Consider the following 1,535-nt stretch of genomic DNA (forward strand, 5'->3'; position numbering starts at 1 on the left):
AGCCAGGCGCTGTCGACCCGCCAGTCGATCGCGGTGTCCGCGCTGGCGCTGGCCAACACTTCGCAGCAGAGCGTGCTCCAGCTGCTCCGCTGAGCTCGGCTTCGAAGCCAACGATCAAGGCGGCGGGGGAAACCCCGCCGCTACTACCAAGCTAGCCGTTGCCGTATCCTGAAAGGAAACAGTCATGCCGCTAAGAGTCGAACTGAAGCCGTTTGAACGTATCGTCATTGGCGAAACCGTCATCATCAATTCCGGCACCCGCACTTCCTTCCTGATCGACGGCGAAGCGCCGATCCTTCGCGAGAAGGACACCGTGACCGCGGAGACCGCCAACACGCCGGTCAAGCGGCTCTATTTCTGCGTCCAGATGATGTATCTGAAAAACGACATTCCGCGCTACCGGGCTTCCTATCTCGGCTTCCTCAAGGACCTGCGGGAGAGCCTTCCGGGCTCGCGCGAACAGATCGACGCCGCGAACGCCCATGTGACGAGCGGCGCTCTCTACAAGGCGCTCAAGGAAATCAGGAAATTGATGAAGCGCGAAGAAGAGCAAGTGGCGGCCTGAGGCAGCCTCAAGCCTGCTTTCGTGGACATCTGAGGGGACGTTGCGGCGTCCCGTGGTCGCTGTGATCGGAATGCTCGCATGACGTGTATCGCCTCGAAGCTTCCCGGCCAACAGGACGCCGATGCGCCGCAGGGACGAGTTGTCCTTGATCAATGTCCGTCGCAGCCGGCGCCCATTCACGCGCCGCGCAGCCAGCCTTCGCTTTGTCTCCGTGACCGCGGCGCCACCCCGTATTTGCACGGAGCATAAAATTAACGCGGTTGTGAAACCGTTGAGGTTATCGATTGTGAGGAAGACTGTCCGTTAACTCCGTCCGTCGAAAACAAATGCCGGTCCTCCGGACCGCTAAGTCTGATGCAAACAACGGTTGATGGAAGACCATAATACAACTGCTTGGAAGGCGTATTCTGATGGACGATCTTTTGCGGGAGTTCTTGACGGAAACCAACGAGAGCCTGGATACGGTCGATAACCAGCTGGTGCGGTTCGAGCAGGATCCGAACAACGCCAAGATTCTGGATAATATCTTCCGGCTGGTTCACACCATCAAGGGCACCTGCGGCTTCCTCGGCCTGCCGCGCCTCGAAGCGCTGGCCCACGCCGGCGAAACGTTGATGGGCAAATTCCGCGACGGAATGCCGGTCACTTCGGAAGCGGTGTCGCTGATCCTTTCCAGCATCGATCGCATCAAGGAAATTCTCGCAGGGCTCGAGGCCACCGAGGCCGAGCCCGAGGGCACCGATCTGGACCTGATCGATCCATTGGTCGAGCTGAGCATGCGCTCCTTCGAGACAGCGTCGGCTGCGCCGATTGAGACAGCGCCGGCAATGCCGGTAGCATCAGCACCGGCGGTCGAGCAGGGCACCCTGGTGCCGCAGATACTGGAGCGGGAGCTACGTCCGGGCGAAGTGTCGCTGGACGAACTGGAGCGCGCGTTCCAGGAGACCGCGATCGAGGTGGTCGCACCGCC

At 60.5% G+C, this 1,535-nt stretch carries 2 protein-coding genes; both read left to right on the forward strand.

What is annotated here, in order from left to right; genetic code table 11:
• Nucleotides 1-184 precede the first annotated feature (184 nt).
• Nucleotides 185-565: a flagellar biosynthesis repressor FlbT gene (gene flbT / locus Q7U29_RS03505; RefSeq protein WP_304738477.1), complete on the forward strand. Its 381-nt coding sequence runs from the start codon at nucleotides 185-187 to the stop codon at nucleotides 563-565.
• A 410-nt stretch (nucleotides 566-975) separates the two neighbouring features.
• Nucleotides 976-1,535, forward strand: a 560-nt coding sequence (locus tag Q7U29_RS03510; protein ID WP_304738480.1) for an Hpt domain-containing protein, incomplete at its 3' end; no start/stop codon positions are given.

This window comes from Bradyrhizobium sp. (assembly GCF_030654605.1).
Classification (GTDB): domain Bacteria; phylum Pseudomonadota; class Alphaproteobacteria; order Rhizobiales; family Xanthobacteraceae; genus Bradyrhizobium.